Origin of the sequence: Exiguobacterium sp. s89, assembly GCF_018617735.1 — a bacterium.
GTDB lineage: Bacteria > Bacillota > Bacilli > Exiguobacteriales > Exiguobacteriaceae > Exiguobacterium > Exiguobacterium marinum.
On sequence record NZ_JACSKS010000001.1, the window covers coordinates 771,646 to 786,786 of the forward strand.

A 15,141-nucleotide genomic window follows, 5' to 3' on the forward strand; every position below is an offset into this window, starting at 1 on the left:
TCTGTATATGAAAAAAGTTTCTTTTAATATGATTCGATCAGCCGGCATCAAGACGGATTATGCGAAACCCGAATATTATTTCGACCAACTCGACAAGGTACGCGCTGCCGACCTCGTCTTGTTCCCCGAGTATTGGATGGTCAATTCCATCATCTATGGGATGAACAAAGCCATTTTCCCGTCTCCTGCGACATATCACCTCGGTCACGACAAAATCGAGATGACGCGTGCATTTAAAGCGACGTATCCTCATCGCATTCCGAAGACGTTGATTTACGGAAAAAACCCATACACAATTGAACGCGTTTTGGAAGAGTTCCACTATCCGTTCGTCGCCAAAAAAGCCAAGTCCTCGATGGGTCAAGGCGTATGGTTGATTAAAAACGACCAGGACTGGTTAGAATACGTCGAGAAACATGATACGTTCTACGTACAAGAGTTTATTCCGAATGATCGTGACTTACGCGTTATCGTGATTGGAGAAGAAGTCGTCGGTGCCTACTGGCGTGTCAGTGAGGCCTTTTTAAACAACGTCGCCCAAGGAGCCAACTTTTCGTACGAAGACATCCCGGAAGACGTCGTCAAAGAAGTTCAAACGATTGCGAATACGTTATCCATCAATCACGCGGCGTTTGACGTCATCGTGACGGAAGACGGATTTTATATTTTGGAGTTCAACGTCTTTTTCGGTTCAGAAGGACTGCTTCCGCTCGGTGTAAAACTTCCCCAAAAAATCGAGGAATACTTAAATACACTTGGTTGATTAATCGTTCATCTTTTTTTCACAATTTGAACACACGTTATTCCAAGAACGTTTTTGAATATGGTATGATGACATATGAGGTTTATTCGAAAAGGGGGATTATGATGAAATTTGAGCAGTTCCACATCGAGGGAAAAGAAATCCGTTTTGGTTTGCTCGAGACGATCATGGATCATCATCATTTCATCCGTGAAGGTGCTTGGGACTACGAGCGTGCCACGTATGATATGAAATATGAGAAACAATCGACCGGCGAAACATTCTATCTTCGCTTACCTGTATACGCGATCGAAGGTCAAATCGAAGATCGTCACGCTGTTGTCAAAATGCTCACACCGATTTTAGGAAAGCATTATTACCCACACGGTGTTGAATACGATGAAGTCTTCCCAGAAGAAATCGTCCGCGACTGCGAACGTCGTCTAAAGGCACTCGCAGAAACACTAGAAGTCAAACCCCTTGCATAAGCGAAGGGGTTTGTTTTTTGACTAGATTGAAGGCTCCCGACCTTGAATCACTCGATTTATTTTGAAAGAGAGGGCAGCATCTTATACACTGGGGCGTCACGCATCCAATTAGAAATGCTTCCTCTGCCTGATTCAAACAATGAATTAGAACAAATGATTTGTTCTGAATCCATCCAGACTCTTTATTTCTCAACTTATCAAATACATGATCGGAATATACTAGATCCTCACCTCAATCAATCAGCGATATTCAATCTCATTAGAGCGAGTCATACAAATCTCATATCGTACTTTCAAATGAAGCAGACCTAGATGACTTTCAAGATGGGTATTGCTTCTTTGCAGAACTTTTTCATGACCCACTTAAGAATAAAATTTTTATCTTGTATCAATCTCATTAAAAAGTACGAATGGAAACAAAGCCCACCGAAGCAGATTCGCTTCCGTGGGCTTTAATCAGTTCGTCGCAATGACGGTCAATGTCACATCGACTTGACCGAGCAATAAATCGAATTGGTCTCGAACATAGCGATACAATCGCTCTGCCTCGACGAGTGATAATGGTGCAATGATTAGATAATCATAGTGGTCTTTCGAGCGAGAGACGACTTTCACTTCTTTCAAGCCAAATTCAATGGCGCTACAGGCAATCAAATCTTCAATCGCCCGTTCCGCGATCGTCACGTCTCCGTATGAATAGTCATTCCCAATCACAGCCATCGTATCATTCATGGTGATCACTCCTTTTCATTCGCGAGTACTTTCACGTCCTCCATGATAGATTCAATATCGACCGGGTCATCCCCTGCCGTTGCCATCTGAGCGACAGCACGTACATCATGGTGACGGTCGATGACGTACATCGTCGTCGCGTGCGTCACGAGTCCACTGTTCGCCTTGGAATAATAAAATTGAAGTTGACGCGTGATGCGGTCGATGTCGACCTGGTCTCCCGTCAACATCTTCCATCCCGTCGGCTCCGCTTGGAACGCCTCACCATAGTTTTTAAGTACGGGCACGGTATCCACGTCCGGGTCGACCGTGATGGCGACGAGTTCTACGTCTGAGCCGTATAAGTTCTCATCTTTTAATTCTTTTTCGAGCTTCATGAAATCACGTAACGTGAGCGGACAAATATCTGGACAGTTCGTGTAAAAGAACGTCACGATTTTCACTTTTCCATTATCGGAATTGTACGTCTCTTCATTTAATGCGTTCGTCAATGTGAACGGGGTTGGCTCTTGAATGACGGGTAGGTCGTCTTGATTGAAGAAAACAAAATACACGGCTACTCCGATGACAACAAGCGTCAAGACGGTCAAACCGACCGTCATATAGCTATTCCGTTTCATACAGCTCTCCCTCTCTATAAATCATCCTCCGATTATCGCGCGGAATACGTTCGTCGTTTCACCAGGGTCATATGCCACATAGAGAAGAATGTAAACCGTCACACCCGTAATAGCCGTAAAGAACCAGACGACTGAAGCTTTTGGTCCAATCTTACGGTGTTTCTCGATTTTATTTTTATAACCGAGATAGAGCGTGATCAATCCGAGGACACCACCTGTTGTCGCGAGAAGGATATGGAAAATCATAAACCCGAGATAGAATGGTTTCACTGAATCCGGTCCTCCGAATGCCGTGTTTCCGACAAAAATGGTACGCGAGACGTATAGGATGAAGAACGTCGTCGCTGCAATCGCGGCAGCCGTCATCACCTTTTTATGTTTTTCAATGTTGCTGCGGTCTTTTGCGATAATCACCCATCCGATGGCGACTAGAATCGCACTGATGACGATGAATGACACACTAATTAAGGCAAGATAGTTCATCAACGTTTCCCCTTTTGTTCTTTTTAATTTTTCTCATTTGTTTCTTGCGGAGTGAATGACATGCCTTCATCGAGAGCAAGAGATTTCGTCCGACGCACCCAGCCGAAGAACGTCCAGCCGAAGAAGAAACCATACACGATTTCTTGACCGAGCTTCATGAGGACCCCACCGAAACGTTGGTCTTCGAGCGCGCTATTCGTCGCTCCCATTAACGCCTCTAAATCGATTCCGGACACGTCACCGTTCGGTAGACAGTATCCAAGGACCGTCGCAAACGTCTGCGGATCCGTATACGCATTATAAAGCGTCGTTTGACTAAAGATGATGAGCGCACAGGCCGGTGTCAACAAGACCCCATTGGCGATAATATATACCATTCGTTTCAAATCGGACATTCCTTCCTCTTCGTCTGAGACGAGCGGAACGATGACCGGATACCACATCGTCAAACTAAAGACGACTAGTGCACCGTGGAAGATCCGGTGAACGCCATAGTTCGTCAAGACGTAGTCGAATACGACCGGCATATGGTAAATCGAGAACAATGCGTTGAATAAAATGAGCGCAATCAGTGGCGTCGTTAAAAACTTAAACATCGGTCCAATAAACTTGAAGCTAAGTACTTTTTCAAACACCCAGTACGGCAGACCGTAAACGACGAGTGCCGGTGCCAAAATGTAGACGAGCACCATCTGGAACATATGCACCGATAAAATGATATGTGCCATGACATCGATTGGACTTCCAAAACCGATGTAATACAAGACAATGGCAAACAACATACTAAACTTTTGTAACAACGTGGTCGAGGCATATCCTCGCTTCGCCATTCTCTCTGTCACGACGGCGTATAATACATAAATCCCGACCATGAGCAATCCGAACAGCGGACTCCATAACGTGAGCCAATCAAATTGATTGAGCAGCTCCGACGTATTCCAGAGCATCCGTTCACCCCTTTTCTTTCTCTCCCTAACCTTTGAAACCGTTCACTTCAAGATTACTATTCATTCATTTTTGAAGTAAAGGAAAAAGGACCGAATCATCCGTGTTTCCACAGATGTTCAATCCTTTGTCACAATTACCAAATGAGTAAGCGTAGTGCAGCTACCGTGATGATAGCAATAAAGATGCCTAACCACATCATACCGACGATCCATGTGTTCCCACGGTTATTCATATGCATGAAGATATATAACTGTAGAAAGACTTGAATGACTGCCAAGATGATCAAGAAGCCACCTGCTGCCCAAACTGGCATGAGTTCCGCATAAACGGCACCGAATGCCACGAACGTGAGTAAAATCATCATCGCAAAACTAATCAATTGAAGCTGATACTCACGCTTTGATTCTGCTTTTACTTCTAGCTCTAATTGTTTGTGTGATTCGTTCATAGCTCGTTTTTCCATATTAGTTCACCATCCCTAAGAGGTAGACGATTGAGAAGATGAAGACCCAAACAACATCGATGAAGTGCCAGTATAGACTTGATACATAAAACTTTGGTGCGTTGTATACATCAATCGGACGGTTCCAGTTACGAATCAAGAGCGTCGTAATCCAAAGGAGACCGAACGTGACGTGCGCTCCGTGGAAGCCGACTAACGTGTAGAAGGCTGAACCGAATGCGCTCGACGTGAACGTGTGACCAATGTGGTAGTAGTGAATGAACTCGTAAATCTCCGCACCAAGGAATCCAGCACCAAGAAGGAGTGTCACAATCAACCAAAGCTTCATCCGTCCTGGATTGTTTGCTTTCATGTTCATCATCGCAAGGACACTTGTGAGTGAACTTGTGAGGAGGAGCATCGTCATGATGAAGACGAGCTCCATTTCAAAAATGTTATATGAGCGTAATTCCTCTGGCGCACCAGAGTTCAAGAGACCAACGTATGTTCCAAAGAGCGAGGCGAAGAGGACTGTCTCACCACCAAGGAAGAACCAGAAAGCCACATATTTATTTTTCCCTTCCAGCGTTGCTTTCTCTGGATTGGCCGGGATACCGGTCACTGGGTGTTTTTCAACTGTATGTGCCATTTATTGTTCTCCTTTCTCACGAATCGCTTTCAAGTCTGCTTCGACTTGTGACTTCGGAATGTAGTAGCCGTGATCGTCAATCCAAGAACGTAGGAACATCGAGACGAACGTCATCGCTAATCCAAATCCGATCAATGACCAGCCGACAACTGTGTTATCCATCTGGAAAATGGCACCGAGTCCTGCGATGAAGAGGCCGAGTGACATGAAGAACGGAATGAGCGAGTTGTTCGGCATGTGGATGTCCGAAACTTCTTCAGCGACTGATACGCGTTTGTTACCAGCCATTTTCTCGAGCCAGAACGTATCAAGTCCTTTGACGAGTGGTGTTTGTGCAAAGTTGTACTCCGGAGTCGGAACAGGAAGTGTCCACTCAAGCGTACGTCCGTCTCCCCAGTGGTCTGTTTTGACGCGTTCTTTTGACAAGAAGGCTTTCACAACAGCGACGAGCAAGACAATCGTTGACACACCCATGAAGAATGCACCGATTGTCGAGAGCACGTTGAGTGTATCCCAACCTTGACCATCGAGGTATGTGAAGACTCGACGTGGCATACCGAACAATCCGAGGAAGTGTTGCGGGAAGAACGTCAAGTGGAATCCGATAAAGAACAACCAGAACTGCCAGTATCCAAGCTTTTCAGAAAGGGCTTTTCCGAACATGAGTGGGAACCAGTAGTAAAGTCCTGCGAAGAGACCGAATACAACTCCACCTACGATAACGTAGTGGAAGTGAGCGACAACAAAGTAGCTGTCGTGGTACTGATAGTCAGCGGGTGCGACTGAAAGCATAACACCTGTCATCCCACCAACGAGGAATGAAGGAATGAACGCGACTGAGTAAAGCATAGCGACGTTGAATTTAATTTGACCGCCCCACAGTGTGAAGAGCCAGTTAAAGATTTTAACACCCGTTGGTACGGCAATCGCCATCGTTGCAACAGCGAAAATCGAGTTGGCAACCGGACCAAGACCGACTGTAAACATGTGGTGAACCCAAACCATGAATCCAAGGAAACCGATGAGCATTGTCGCGAAGACCATCGTCGTGTAACCGAAGAGACGTTTACGCGCAAATGTTGGAATGATTTCCGAGAAAATACCGAATGCCGGTAAGATCAAGATATATACTTCCGGGTGACCGAAGATCCAGAAAAGGTGTTCCCAGATGACAACGTTCCCGCCAAGTGCCGGGTCAAAGTATGCGGCTCCGAAGAGTCGCTCGAACATCAACATGAACAATCCGACCGTAAGTGGCGGGAATGCGAAGACGATCAATGCCGATGCAACGAAAGTCGTCCATGTGAAGAGTGGCATACGCATGAGTTTCATTCCTGGCGCACGCATGTTCAAGATGGTGACGAGGAAGTTAATCCCGGCCATCAGTGTACCGAAACCTGAAATCTGAAGACCAAGAGCGTAGAAGTCTACCCCTGTCGCTTCCGGTTGTGTTGAAAGTGGCGCGTATGCTGTCCACCCTGCGTTTGGTGCTGCTCCGAAGAACCAGCTCAAGTTAAGCATGACTCCACCGAAGAAGAACAACCAAAAACCTAATGAGTTAATGAATGGGAACGCAACGTCGCGTGCCCCGATTTGAAGCGGTGTGACCGCGTTCATGAAGCCGAATAGCATCGGCATCGCCGCAAGGAAGATCATCGTCGTCCCGTGCATCGTAATCAATTGGTTAAATGTCTCACCGCTGACAAAGTCGTTCATTGGTTTAACGAGTTGCCAACGAATCAGTAATGCTTCAATTCCACCGAGAAGGAGGAAGAAGATTCCTGAAAACAAATACAAAATACCGATTTTTTTGTGGTCAACCGTCGTAATCCAATCCATGATGCCATTGTATTTACGCGATTGCTGCATTGCAGTGGTCTGTGCCACGTGAAATCCCCCTTTTCCCGTTAGTCAATCTTCTGCTCATACAAGAAGTCAACGAGTGCGTCTAATTCTTCGTTGCTGATTTGACCTTCATTGAAACCTGGCATGAGAGCCCCTTGTTTCTTCTCTTGCGGGTCACGAATCCACTCTTTCAAGTTGTCCTCGTTGTTTTCGAGGTAACCTGCGAGCCATTCCCGATCACCGAAGTTCGTTAAACTTGGTGCCACTTTACCGCCGCCGTGACAGCTCAAGCAACTTTCGACATACACTTGTTCACCTGTCGTCAAGTTCGTGTTGTCTGCGACGAGGTTCTCACCGTTATCGTCTTGCTTGACTTTCATGTCAGCGAGCCATTGATCGTATTCTTCTTGCTCGAGCGCGATGACTTTAAAGTCCATAAGGGCATGTGACGGACCGCAAAGCTCAGCACATTTTCCATAGTAAGTACCTGGTTCATTTGCATGCAACCACATTTCGTTATCAAGTCCTGGGTTCGTATCTGTCTTACCAGATAAAGCCGGTACCCAGAATGAGTGAATGACATCTTTAGACGTCAAGTTGATGCCGACTCGTTTTCCGACTGGAATGACGAGCTCTTGCCCTGTCACTACACCTGCCTCTGGATATTCGAACTCCCACCAGTACAAGTTAGCTGTAACATTGATTTCTTCTTCTTTTTTCGCTTCTTTCGCTTTCGCGAGTTCGACAGTCGTCGTGATTGTCGGAACAGCGAGAATGATGAGAAGGATAATCGGAACGACTGTCCAAATCATCTCAAGTGTACTGCTACCTTCAACTTGCTTCGGAATCGATTCGTCTTTCCGACGGAACTTCATGAGCACGTACACGTAAATGACCGAGACGATGATGAGTACGAAGAGCATGATTGCCAAACTGATGAGAATGATGCGGAGCTGAAGCTCAGCCCCTTCTCCCATCGGCTTCAATGCAGACAATCCCTCTTGACCGCAACCTGACAACAGGACTGCGAACATCATCATCGGGACGATGCCAAACAGAAGCTTCTTAAATGATTTCACAACAATCCCCACTTTCTCCCAAAATGATGTGTAATGGTTTTCTATATAGTGAGTGCGGTCACCAAAGTGCTGTCAAAATCAGCGCGATAATCCACACGACTAAATAAATTAATGAATAGAAGAACATTTTGTTTGCCCACTTGATTTCATCCTCGGCGTTGAATCCTTTCAACCCGAGATACAACCAGTAGCCCCCTAAACCGGCTGCGACTGTCAAGTAAACAAGACCGTAATGCATAAATAAGAGCGATGCTGGAATTAGCGTCGCAATCCACCAGATGATTTGCCGTTTCGTGATGGCAAATCCGTTCACGACCGGAAGCATCGGAATGCCTGCCGCTCGATACTCTTCCGTACGTCGCATCGCGAGCGCTAGGAAGTGCGGTGGTTGCCATAAAAACATGACAAGGAACATGAGCCACGCATCGATATGAAGTGTCGGATCAAGCGCTGCCCAACCGATGAGCGGTGGAACGGCTCCCGAAATACTCCCGACGACCGTATTGAGCGTACTCGTACGCTTAAGCCACATCGTATAAATCACGACATAAAAAAATGCCCCGATTAAACCGAATACTGCAGCGACGTACGATACAAGGAGCAATAACAGTGTTCCAATCGCAAGTTGTGTCAATCCGAGGAGTAAGATTTTCTCCCCTGAAATCTTGCCGGTTACACTCGGTCGATTGTCCGTACGATCCATTAAGTAATCGATATCTCGGTCCACGAAGTTGTTTAGGTAACAACTCCCCGAAATCACGAGTGCGCTTCCTAACATCGTTAATAAGAGCTGTGGCCAAACTTCAAACAAGTAAAGTACTGGCGTATCGCTCTGATACGTCGCTGCCACGAAAAATCCCGCAAACACCAACAACAGGTTGGCACGAACGATTCCCATTTTCGCTAAGGCGACGTAATCTCGAAATGACGTTGACTCTGTATATTCTAACTCTACCGTCATTCCTGGGTTGACTTTTGTCATACTGACCCCCCCACATAATCACGAAATCCTCGCATTCTCTTCACAGAAAAAACACAATATGAACAAAATACACTTAACTCTCTACAAAGATACCATATTTCTTTATAAAATACGCCTTTTATGCTTGTGAAATAGCGAGTTTTTTGTGTCGATAGTGTGATATTTGTCACACCTAATGTGCTTTACTAATATTAGAATAACGTTTTTGATAACGATTGCAAGCTTTTCCATTTCGTTTTTCGAACAGAAAGCCGTATAATAAGTATGGCGAAAAAAATATAAATAAACAAGGCACAATTTTATCGGATTTTGATTAGAAGCAGGTGGTAATGCATGCATAAAAAACTCGCGTTTTTCTCAGGGTTTGTCACCCTCGGAATGATGCTTGTCCTCATCATGGGTGGAACCGTGACGAAGACGGACTCAGGGGATGGTTGTGGGACGGACTGGCCACTCTGTCACGGAAAATTGATTCCAACGAACCCGAGCGTTGAAACGATGATTGAATACAGTCACCGTGTAGTATCTGGCTTTGAAGGCCTTCTCATCATTGCGCTCGCAATTTGGACGTTCATCGCTGTCAAACGTCGTATTGATGTAAAAATCTTTGCATTTCTCGCATTTATCTTCATGCTCATCCAATCGATCATTGGAGCAGGAGCAGTCATATGGCAACAATCAGATGCCATTTTGGCACTTCATTTCGGTATCTCTCTCGTCTCATTCGCATCGCTACTCATTTTGACGATTCTCTTATTCGAGGGGGACCGAGAACATAAAGTTGTATCAAAGAAATTGCGCGCTCATCTGTACGGCCTTTCTATTTATACGATGATTGTCGTCTATACGGGAGCGTACGTCCGACATTTAGGCGCTACTTACGCATGTGTCGGTTGGCCAATCTGTGACCAAAATGTATGGACGTTCGAATCTTATGTTCAAATGGGACATCGATTGATGGCGGGGCTCCTTGTCCTGTACACATTATTCGTTCTCTACTTAGCGAAGAAAGAGATGGATCAGTTGATCGAACGTGGGATGATGGCGTCCCTCTTCTTCATCCTTCTTCAAGTCGGAACAGGAGCATGGATCGTACTTGGTGGCCACGCCACATACGTGCCACTTCTACACGCATTCTTGATTACTTGCTACTTTGGTATTCTGTCATACCTTTCTTACCACGCTTATCGATCGACAGCTCGGAAAGATGTAGCACGACTGAAAGACATGAATGGATAACTCAAACAAAAAAGCGCTTCAGCGCTTTTTTGTTTACAATTCTTTAAATCGTTCGAGGGCACGTTCTCTCGCTTCTTTATGGTCGACAAGCGGCATCGGATAATCTTCCCTTTCCGACGGGTCCGGGAAGTGAATTGACTTATCTGACACATGCTTCAGTTCCGGCACATAATGTCGAATGAACGTTCCATCGGGGTCAAACCGTTCAGATTGCGTCGTCGGATTGAAGATGCGGAAATATGGAACGGCATCGGTCCCAACCGAAGCAGCCCATTGCCACCCACCGATATTCGACGAGGCCTCGTAATCAATCAGTTTCCGTTCGAAATAAAGTTCCCCTTTTCGCCAATCGAGAAGGAGATGTTTCGTCAAGAAGGACGCGACAATCATACGTAGGCGGTTGTGCATCCATCCGGTCTCGTTCAGTTGACGCATCGCTGCGTCTACAATTGGATAACCGGTCTCCCCGTTACACCATTTTTCGAACTGTTCATCATTTTCTTCCCATTCAAGCGACTTATATTTGGGATTGAACGGTTGTTCTTTCAATCCGTGGAACTTTGCCATGACCATGTAGTAAAATTCGCGCCACAATAGTTCGTCGTAATACGTGTCGCGTCCTTTCGACTGTTTAGCGGACAATACCTGTTCGGTGATGGTTCGAATCGACAATACACCGGTACGTAAGTATGGGGACAATCGACTCGTTCCTGCGATGCTTGGAATGTCACGTTTCTCACCGTAATCGACCATGCGATCATTGACGAAGCGGGTCAACCGTTTCTTCGCCTCGGTCTCCCCTAACCCTTTCCACTCGCGTTCACAACGTTTGAACAAGTCTTTTAGTTCACTCGGTATTTCATTCTTTGTGCTAATGAATTGCGCTAAGCGATCGACATCCACATCGTAAGGTTTCGGCGGCTGTTCGGCATATGCCGCTTTTTTGAACGGGGTGAACACCTTGTATGGATCACCGCTCTTTGTCTTAAACGCATCAGGTTGAAACAGATGCCGGTCAAGCAGTCGTACGACTTTCACTTCTTCACCAAGTTTTTCGATGACGCGATCGTCGCGCTGTTTGAACGGTTCCACATATTCCGCATTAAAATAAAGAACGTCGATGTCACCGAGCTGTTTCACAAAGTCAGCTTCTGACTCGGCGACGAGGACACGAAGTCCTAACCCATCCGCTTCTAAATCATCCATAAAGGTACGCATTGTCGAAAAGAAGTAGTCGTGGCGTACCTCAAACGGATCACAATATTCAGGGTTTAACCAAAAAACAAAATCTAGGTCGTCACCTTCCCCCATATCTTTCAAAACACGGTGTAGCATATGATTATCGGTCAGTCTAAAATCGGATCGGAACCAACATACTCGTTTCATGATTTTCACTCCTATCTACAAAAAAGAAGCATAGCGAACTATGCTTCTTTTGATTATACAAATTCAATCAACAAATCGTCACTTTGTATTGTGTCGCCTTCTTTTATGTGGATGGCTTTAATCTCACCATCTTGTGCTGCTTGAATGGTCGTCTCCATCTTCATCGCTTCCGTGACGAGCAGCTGCTCCCCACGATGAATACGACTGCCTGGTTCAACCAGTACTTTCAAGACAGAACCTGGCATCGATGCACCAACTTGTTTCGGATTCCCCCGGTCCACTTTCGGACGGCTCGTCGTCGCCGACTTGACGTTAACGTCTTTAATCTCGATTTCACGTGGTACCCCGTTCATCTCATAAGAGACGAGACGAATGCCATCTTCGTTTGGTGCACTGACTTGCACGAGCTTAATAATCAACGTTTTCCCAGTCTCGATTTCAACATGGATCGTCTCGCCAACGTTTAGTCCATAGAAGAACGTTAACGTGTCGAGCACCGATACGTCACCATATGTCGTTGTATGTTTGATATAGTCTTCATACACTTTCGGATAGAGCGCATGGGCGAGAAGCTCAAAGTCCGTGACCGGTCGTTCGAATTTCTCGAACAGTTCTTGACCTGCAGATTTAAAGTCGTACGGCTTGATCAGTTTACCCGGACGAACGTTTAGTGGTTCTTCCCCTTTCAAGATGACTTGTTGCACTTCTTTCGGGAATCCACCAGGAGGCGTCCCTAACTCACCTCGCATCATTTCGACGACCGAGTCTGGGAAGTCTAACTGATGACCACGCGTCATCACATCTTCTTCCGTCAAGTTGTGCTGGACCATGAAGAGCGCCATGTCACCGACGACTTTTGATGACGGTGTCACCTTGACGATATCACCGAACAACATATTGACCCGTGCGTACATCGCTTTGACTTCTCCCCAACGGTCCCCGAGTCCGACTGCTTTCGCCTGTTGTTGAAGGTTTGAATATTGCCCCCCTGGCATCTCATGTTCGTATACAGACGGATGTGGAGCGCGCATATCACTTTCAAACGGTTCATAGTTGTGACGAACGTCTTGCCAGTAGTCACTGATGACTTCATAGTGTTTTGGATCAATCTTTGGTTGACGTTCATGATGGTTGAGCGCATACACTAAGCTTCCACCTGAAGGCTGTGACGTCATCCCTGACAACGAGCTCGCAGCAACGTCTACGATGTCGACCCCGGCATCTGTCGCCCGTGCATATGTGAAAATCCCGTTTCCGGATGCATCGTGTGTATGAAGATGAATCGGTAAATCGACAGCATCTTTCAATGCCGATACGAGTGCATATGCAGATTCTGGCTTCAAGAGACCAGCCATATCTTTGATTGCCAAGATATGGGCACCACTCGCCTCAAGCTTCTTCGCAAGATCGACGTAGTAAGGTAAGTGATATTTCGGGCGGTTACCGTCATATAAATCGCCTGTATAACAGATGGCAGCCTCTGCCACTTTCCCTGTCGGCAATGTCGCATCAATCGCAAGTTGAATCGACTCTAAGTTGTTGAGACTGTCAAAGATTCGGAATATATCAACACCTGCATAAGCCGCTTCATGTACAAACTTCTCAATGACATTGTCTGCATAGTTTTTATATCCGACCGCATTCGCACCGCGGAGCAACATTTGAATCAAGACGTTCGGCATCTTCTCACGAAGCTTCATGAGTCGAACCCATGGATCTTCAGACAAGAAGCGATAAGCGACATCAAATGTCGCCCCTCCCCACGCCTCGACCGAGAACAATTCCGGCATCAGTTTGCTCGTTGGCTCCGCGATATTGAGGATGTCCTGCGTCCGCATACGTGTCGCGAGTAATGACTGATGCGCATCACGCATCGTCGTATCTGTCAATAACAGTTCAGGTTGATGCTTGATCCAGTCGGCGAGCCCATCAGGTCCGAGTTCAGTCAGGATTTGTTTCGTTCCTGGCTTCGCTTCTGACGGGAGGTTATGCGGGATTCGCACTGAACGGCTAATCGGCTTATCCTTCAATCCGACACCAGGGAATCCGTTCACCGTGACGTCTCCGATATAGTTCAACAGTTTCGTTCCACGGTCTTTCCGTTTCGGGAAAACGAAAAGCTCTGGCGTCTCATCGATGAACGACGTGTTGTAGTCACCACTGATAAAATTCGCATGTTTCATCACGTTAATCAAGAATGGAATGTTCGTTTTGATTCCACGGATCCGGAATTCATTCAAGTTTCGAACCATTTTTGAGGCAGCTTGTTCAAATGTCATCCCATGTGTCGACAATTTAACGAGAAGCGAGTCATAGTATGGAGAAATTTCTGCACCGACATATGCGTTCCCACCATCCAAACGGACACCAAAGCCGCCCGGTGAACGATACGCCATAATTTTTCCAGTGTCCGGCATGAAGTTGTTGCCTGGGTCTTCTGACGTAACACGTGACTGAATCGCGTATCCGAGAAGTTTAATGTCCTCTTGTCGTGGCATTTGAATCAAATCGCCGTGAAGCGACTCGCCTTGAGCGATCATCAGTTGTGTTTGAACGATATCAAAGCCTGTCACCATCTCGGTAATGGTATGTTCGACTTGGACACGCGGATTGACTTCGATGAAGTAGAACGATTCGTCTTCAGTCACCAAAAATTCGACCGTACCGGCGTTGACATATCCAACGTGCCGCATAAGTTGAACCGCTGCATCACAAATCGCTTGTCGAGATGCTTCAGACAACGTCACACACGGAGCCACTTCGACGACTTTTTGGTGGCGACGCTGAACCGAGCAGTCACGTTCGAACAAGTGAATGATGTGACCATGCTCATCCCCGAGGATTTGGACCTCGATATGTTTCGGACGTTCAACTAATTTTTCTATGTACACTTCATCAGAACCAAACGCTTGTTTCGCTTCTGATTTCGCACGTTCAATTAAATCTTTCATTTCGGCTTCCGTACGAATGACACGCATACCGCGTCCCCCGCCACCCATAGATGCTTTGACCATTAGCGGGAAACCGTGCTCATTGGCAAACGCCTCCGCATCTGCATAAGATGTGAGTGGACCGTCTGATCCCGGAATGACAGGGAGTCCAGCGGCTATTGCACTTTGGCGTGCACGTACTTTGTCCCCGAAGGCATGTAGGTGCGACTCGTGAGGTCCGACGAAGATAATCCCCTCTTCGCGGCAACGTCGTGCCAACTCGATATTTTCAGAAAGGAATCCATATCCTGGGTGAATCGCATCACTGCCCGATTCTTTAGCGATTCGAATAACGTCTTCGATATCGAGATACGCATCGATCGGCTTTTTATCCAGTCCCACTAAATAGGCCTCATCGGCTTTAAAACGGTGTAACGAGCCGCTATCTTCTTGCGAATAGACGGCCACGGTCCGAATACTTAACTCCGTCGCCGCTCGGAATACCCGAATGGCAATTTCCCCACGGTTTGCAACAAGTAACTTTTTGATTGCTTTCAAATGAAAACCCCCCATTAA

At 46.4% G+C, this 15,141-nt stretch carries 14 protein-coding genes; 3 read left to right on the forward strand and 11 right to left on the reverse strand.

Annotation, left to right across the window (positions count from 1 at the left end):
• Positions 1–7: 7 nt before the first annotated feature.
• Together KNO96_RS03965 and KNO96_RS03970 are read left to right on the forward strand one after the other, a co-directional pair.
• Complete coding sequence (locus KNO96_RS03965) at positions 8–763, forward strand: ATP-grasp domain-containing protein (RefSeq protein WP_026826339.1); 756 nt, start codon at positions 8–10, stop codon at positions 761–763.
• A gap of 104 nt (positions 764–867) precedes the next feature.
• Positions 868–1,230, forward strand: a complete 363-nt coding sequence (locus KNO96_RS03970) for a YugN family protein (protein ID WP_015881291.1) — start codon at positions 868–870, stop codon at positions 1,228–1,230.
• Positions 1,231–1,686: 456 nt separating this feature from the next.
• Here the strand turns inward: KNO96_RS03970 and KNO96_RS03975 are convergent, their stop codons facing one another.
• From KNO96_RS03975 to cyoE, 9 genes are all read right to left on the reverse strand, one after another.
• The gene (locus KNO96_RS03975; protein WP_214702293.1) at positions 1,687–1,962 is read right to left on the reverse strand and encodes a hypothetical protein; all 276 of its coding nucleotides are present in this window, start codon (positions 1,960–1,962) and stop codon (positions 1,687–1,689) included.
• A 5-nt stretch (positions 1,963–1,967) separates the two neighbouring features.
• A complete protein-coding gene (locus KNO96_RS03980; protein WP_026826342.1) occupies positions 1,968–2,582 on the reverse strand; it encodes an SCO family protein in 615 nt (204 codons plus the stop codon).
• Positions 2,583–2,603: 21 nt separating this feature from the next.
• Positions 2,604–3,065: a DUF420 domain-containing protein gene (locus KNO96_RS03985; RefSeq protein ID WP_214698118.1), complete on the reverse strand. Its 462-nt coding sequence runs from the start codon at positions 3,063–3,065 to the stop codon at positions 2,604–2,606.
• A gap of 23 nt (positions 3,066–3,088) precedes the next feature.
• Positions 3,089–4,012, reverse strand: coding sequence for a cytochrome c oxidase assembly protein (locus KNO96_RS03990; RefSeq protein WP_026826344.1), 924 nt, complete (start codon positions 4,010–4,012; stop codon positions 3,089–3,091).
• Positions 4,013–4,146: 134 nt separating this feature from the next.
• Positions 4,147–4,476 carry a cytochrome C oxidase subunit IV family protein gene (locus KNO96_RS03995; protein ID WP_214698117.1) on the reverse strand — a complete coding sequence of 110 codons (330 nt, stop codon included), beginning with the start codon at positions 4,474–4,476 and terminating at the stop codon, positions 4,147–4,149.
• Between the two features lies 1 nt (position 4,477).
• The gene (locus tag KNO96_RS04000; protein ID WP_034771133.1) at positions 4,478–5,104 is read right to left on the reverse strand and encodes a cytochrome (ubi)quinol oxidase subunit III; all 627 of its coding nucleotides are present in this window, start codon (positions 5,102–5,104) and stop codon (positions 4,478–4,480) included.
• Complete coding sequence (gene ctaD, locus KNO96_RS04005) at positions 5,105–6,973, reverse strand: cytochrome c oxidase subunit I (RefSeq protein ID WP_214702872.1); 1,869 nt, start codon at positions 6,971–6,973, stop codon at positions 5,105–5,107. It abuts the gene before it with no gap.
• 38 nt (positions 6,974–7,011) lie between these two features.
• Positions 7,012–7,989, reverse strand: a complete 978-nt coding sequence (gene coxB, locus KNO96_RS04010; protein ID WP_214702874.1) for a cytochrome c oxidase subunit II — start codon at positions 7,987–7,989, stop codon at positions 7,012–7,014.
• A 97-nt stretch (positions 7,990–8,086) separates the two neighbouring features.
• Complete coding sequence (cyoE, locus tag KNO96_RS04015; protein WP_214698116.1) at positions 8,087–9,010, reverse strand: heme o synthase; 924 nt, start codon at positions 9,008–9,010, stop codon at positions 8,087–8,089.
• A gap of 333 nt (positions 9,011–9,343) precedes the next feature.
• On the opposite strand from cyoE, the gene KNO96_RS04020 reads away from it, so the two are divergent.
• Complete coding sequence (locus KNO96_RS04020) at positions 9,344–10,249, forward strand: COX15/CtaA family protein (protein ID WP_214702294.1); 906 nt, start codon at positions 9,344–9,346, stop codon at positions 10,247–10,249.
• Between the two features lie 33 nt (positions 10,250–10,282).
• On the opposite strand, the gene KNO96_RS04025 is transcribed toward KNO96_RS04020, so the two are convergent.
• Together KNO96_RS04025 and KNO96_RS04030 are read right to left on the reverse strand one after the other, a co-directional pair.
• Positions 10,283–11,635, reverse strand: a complete 1,353-nt coding sequence (locus KNO96_RS04025; RefSeq protein WP_214702295.1) for a cryptochrome/photolyase family protein — start codon at positions 11,633–11,635, stop codon at positions 10,283–10,285.
• A gap of 53 nt (positions 11,636–11,688) precedes the next feature.
• On the reverse strand, positions 11,689–15,138 hold the full coding sequence (locus KNO96_RS04030; RefSeq protein ID WP_214702296.1) for a pyruvate carboxylase: 3,450 nt from the start codon (positions 15,136–15,138) through the stop codon (positions 11,689–11,691).
• Between the last annotated feature and the right edge of the window lie 3 nt (positions 15,139–15,141).